The sequence below is a fragment of the Acidimicrobiia bacterium genome (assembly GCA_040902765.1).
GTDB lineage: Bacteria > Actinomycetota > Acidimicrobiia > Spongiisociales > UBA11373 > DATKBG01.
Genome location: JBBDWO010000020.1, coordinates 1 through 4262, shown reverse-complemented (window position 1 = coordinate 4262; position 4262 = coordinate 1). Strand labels below are relative to the sequence as shown.

At 65.5% G+C, this 4262-nt stretch carries 5 protein-coding genes; 4 read left to right on the top strand and 1 reads right to left on the bottom strand.

The features are described from left to right. Positions 1–68 precede the first annotated feature (68 nt). The 4 genes from WEA29_05735 (at position 69) to WEA29_05720 (ending at position 3538) form a co-directional block, all read left to right on the top strand. On the top strand, positions 69–305 hold the full coding sequence (locus tag WEA29_05735; GenBank protein ID MEX2323254.1) for a DUF3499 family protein: 237 nt from the start codon (positions 69–71) through the stop codon (positions 303–305). Positions 306–314: 9 nt separating this feature from the next. Next, on the top strand, positions 315–623 hold the full coding sequence (locus tag WEA29_05730) for a hypothetical protein (GenBank protein MEX2323253.1): 309 nt from the start codon (positions 315–317) through the stop codon (positions 621–623). Between the two features lie 270 nt (positions 624–893). Then, the gene (locus WEA29_05725; protein MEX2323252.1) at positions 894–3047 is read left to right on the top strand and encodes a hypothetical protein; all 2154 of its coding nucleotides are present in this window, start codon (positions 894–896) and stop codon (positions 3045–3047) included. After that, positions 3044–3538: a GtrA family protein gene (locus WEA29_05720; GenBank protein MEX2323251.1), complete on the top strand. Its 495-nt coding sequence runs from the start codon at positions 3044–3046 to the stop codon at positions 3536–3538. Before WEA29_05725 ends, WEA29_05720 begins: the two co-directional genes overlap by 4 nt. Here the strand turns inward: WEA29_05720 and WEA29_05715 are convergent. Continuing rightward, positions 3470–4198, bottom strand: coding sequence for a glycosyltransferase family 2 protein (locus WEA29_05715; protein ID MEX2323250.1), 729 nt, complete (start codon positions 4196–4198; stop codon positions 3470–3472). The genes WEA29_05720 and WEA29_05715 overlap by 69 nt on opposite strands. Positions 4199–4262 lie beyond the last annotated feature (64 nt).

Genomic DNA, 4262 nt, shown 5'->3' with positions numbered 1-4262 from the left:
TGACGGCTTCTGGCCCACGACGCCCCTCTAGTCCCCCTGAACTACATCTTTGTGATTACACTCGGCCCATGACCGAGATCATCCAACCGTGCGTTCGCTGTGCTGGCCCCGCCGGGATCCGCATGGCCTTCAATTACGACGACAGCACCATCTGGCTGGACGACCTGCTCGAGCGGACGATTCCAGGAGCCGGCTATGCCATGTGTGAGGATCACGCAGGGCGGCTCACGCCTCCCGTCGGCTGGACCCTCGTCGACCGCCGTCAGCCCGTCCGTCCCCTGTTCACCGCCGTCCAGGTCGCCTAGTCCGGTCTGATGCCGATCGATCGCGACGTCCTCGACGCGGTCAAGGAGATGGACGAACACGAACTTCGCCGTATCCTCATGCTGGCGCGCGCCCGACTCGAGGCGATGGGTGTAGATTTTGGGGAGGCGGCGCCTACGGTTCGTCTCCGACGGCAGTGGGTGCGGTGCGGGAAGAAGGCATGTACCTCGTGCCCGCACGGGCCATACTGGTATGCCCACTGGCGTGACAACGGACGCCGCCGTAGTAGATACGTGGGCAGGCTCGACGATGAGACGTTGCTCGAGGATTCGGGGAAGAGGCCCGGGTCCGGCCGATAGGAGGATCGGAGTGGGACGGAAAGCAAGCGATACGGGTACCGTGACGTGCCCCAGCTGCTCGGCGAGTGACGCCATTCAGATCGAGCTCACCATGCCCGATGACAGCGAGGTGATGTTCAACTCCTGCCACCGGTGTGAGCATCGCTGGTGGGTGTCGAATGCCGAGGTCATCGACCTCGAATCGGTCCTGGAGATGGCCCGCAACAAGTAGGCGCCATCGTCGCGTCTTGATGCCTGGTTATCCGGCACTGCGGTAGCCTGCCCTCTACCGTGTCCACCCCTCCACCCGTAGCTGCCGACGCCCGCTCCCTGGCGAGGTGGGTCATCCCCGCTTCCCTGGGTGGACTGGCACTCGTCGTCTTTATCCTGATGCAGCCCCTGCTCATCTTTCAGGACAACACGCCGACCGGCGGCGACATGGGGGCCCACGTTCTCCTACCCGCCTACCTCCGGGATGAGCTGCTCCCGCAGTGGCGGATCCTGGGCTGGAGCAACTCCTGGTACGCCGGGTTCCCGGCCATGTACTTCTACTTCCCCCTGCCGGCGATAGCCATCGTCGTCCTGGGCCTCGTCCTGCCGTACGGCGTCGCCTTCAAGTTGGTGACCGTTCTCGGCCTCCTTGCACTCCCGTTCGCCTCGTACGTCCTGGCGCGCGGCATCGGGATGTCGCGTACGGTGTCCACGGTGGCCGGCGTCTCGGGCGGCACGTTCGTGCTGATGGAGAGCTTCACCATCTACGGGGGCAACACGCTGTCCACGCTGGCGGGTGAGTACTCCTTTTCATGGTCGTTCGCCCTCTCGATGGCCTATCTCGGGCTCATCATCCGCAACGTTCGCGAGGGGCGGGGATTCACCTTCGGTCCGGCCATCCTCCTCGCCCTCGCCGCCCTGAGCCATCTCATCACCACCTTGGTCGTCGTGGTGGCGAGCCTGCCACTGCTGCTGCGACGCCGCGGCCCGAGCACGCTGGCGGCCACCTGGGCTCTGGGCTTCGCCGTCGCCGCCTTCTGGGCCCTGCCCTTCCTGGTTCGCAACAACATGATGACCCACATGGGCTGGCACCCGGTGCGCGGCTTCGGTCCCGTGTTCCCGTCCGAGATGTGGCCGATGATCGTGCTCGCCGTTGGCGGCATCGTCTGGGCAGCCCACAAACGCCTGGCTATCTCACCACTCATCACGATCATGGTCGTGGGTGTAGGCGGGTACTTCTTCATCCAGTTCATCGACTTTCGCGACCTGTACAACGCCCGGCTCCTCGGGTTCTGGTACTACGGGGTGTACCTGCTGGCGGGGGTCTGCGTCGGGGCCGTTCTCGTGGGCATGGCGCGCCGGTTGCGTCGCGTCGAGACCGCCAAGTGGGCCCTGACCGCGGCCGGGGCAGCGGTGATGCTCATCGTCGGCGTCATCGGCGTCCACCGGGCGCCGTCGTGGGCTCGCTGGAACTACAGCGGGTACGAAGGCAAACAGTCGTACGGCACTGACGCCGCAGGGAACAGCATCGTCGTCAACGACTACTGGGCCGAGTACCAGGACCTGATGGCCGCCATCGATCGGCTGCCCCCCGGACGGGTGATGTGGGAGGTCAACTCTGGCCTCAACCAGTACGGGACCTCCATGGCGCTGATGATCATCGACTACTGGCTCGACGACCACGTTTCCATGGAGGGAGTCCTCTTCGAGTCATCGCTCACGACCCCCTTCCACTTCCTCAATGCGTCTGAGGTGAGCCACAGCCCCTCGAACCCGGTGGGTGGCCTCGACTATCAGCCCATGAACTTCGAACGGGCGGTCCCGCACTTGGCGATGTACGACATCGCGTACTACATCTCTTTCACCGAGGAGGCGACCGCCGCCGCGATGGAGGCAACCGAGATGCACGGGCTCACCGTGCTCGACCAGGTGGGCCCTTTCACGATCTTCGACCTCCCGGAGTCGTCGCTCGTCGACATCGCCGTCCACCGGCCATCGGTGTGGGCGGGTTCGGGGAGCATCCGCGATGCTGCCCTGGAGTGGTACGGGGACGTCGACGGCCTCGACCGCTGGCTCGTCGAGGACGGACCCGCCGACTGGACGCGGGTCGACAGCGTGGACGATCTGCGGAGGGTCCCGATCGGTGTCTCCGGTGAGGTCACGGACATCGTCCTCGAGAATCATCGCGTGTCTTTCCGAACCACGGCGGTCGGTGTCCCGCACATGGTGAAGGTGTCGTACTTTCCCAACTGGCGGGCCGAGGGAGCGGTCGGGCCGTACCGCGCTGCGCCGTCGCTCATGATCGTGATCCCCACCGAGGAGGAGGTCGTCCTCGAGTTCCGCGACACCTGGGCCGAGCTCGCAGGCCGTCTCCTCACCATCGGATCGATACTTGGGATCGTCGCCTGGAAAGTCGTCAGGGAGCGCCGCGAGGGTGCCGAGGTCGAGGCATGACCTCGTACCTCCGGTCGTTCTGGACCAGGCAGGCGTTCGGCATGATGGCCCGTTTGGCCATCATCGGCGTCGCTAACACGGTGCTCTACTTCGCACTGATCAACATCTTTCGCACCGTCGGCATCGACCTGTTGCTGCGAACCGTCCTGGCGTTCGCCCTGGCCACCGCCATGTCGTACTTCATGAACCGTCGCTGGACCTTCAAGATCAGGCACGGACGCGGCCATCTGAGCGAGTCACTCGGGTTCTTCGGCGTCAACCTGGTGGCTCTGCTCGTGACCGCCGGGATCGTGCTCGCCGCTGATGCGCTCACCGGGTCCGAGCCGCTCACCCGGCTCGAGGAGAACCTCGCCAACCTGGTCGCGGGCGGACTGCTGCTGCTCCCGAAGCTGGCCGCTCTTCGCGATCTCGTCTTCAGGCGTTCACTGACGACCCCGTCTACGCAGACTGCGGAACCACACCGCGGCCGTGTCTCGAGCGACCTCCCATAGGGTCCTGAGACGAACCGCGCTCTGCGAGTCGGAGCGCTCCATGATCACCGGGACCTGCCCGACCCGATAGCCGCCGCGGTGCGTCATCACCAGGAGCTCGATGTCATAGGCGTACCGCGTCACTTTCAGGTGGGGGAGAAGACGATCGAGAGGCTCGCGTCGAAACACTTTGAGACCGGTCTGGGTCTCGGCCACCGGCAGACGGAAAGCGATGCGGGTGATCCAGGAGAAGGCCCGAGACAGGAATCGGCGCCAGGCCGGGTAGCCGCCGCGCTTCATCGACTGATGTTTGGCTCCGACGAGGGCGTCGACGCCTTCTCGTTCGAAGCGTTCCAGAATCGCCGGCAGCTGCTCGGGGGGAAGATCCAGATCGCCGTCGAGCAGCACGACCACCTCGCCGGTCGACGCTTCGACACCGGCGCGGATGGCGTGGCCCTTGCCCGAGTTGGTCGGAAGGCCCACGGCGACGACGTTGGGGTGTGTCGAGGCCGCTCTGACCGCTGCCTCCAGGGTGCCGTCGCCGCTCCCATCGTCAACCACCACGACTTCGAGGCCCTCGACGTCGGCAAGGGCGGCGACGACGCGAGCGACGTTGCCCTCCACGGAGTCGGGGAGCCGGTAGACCGGCATGATCACGGAGACCCGAGCGGCGGTCGACACGGGGCGAGTCTAAGGGGGTGCGCGAATAGGTCGCTGGCTTCATCAGGTTTCGGCTTGCCACAAG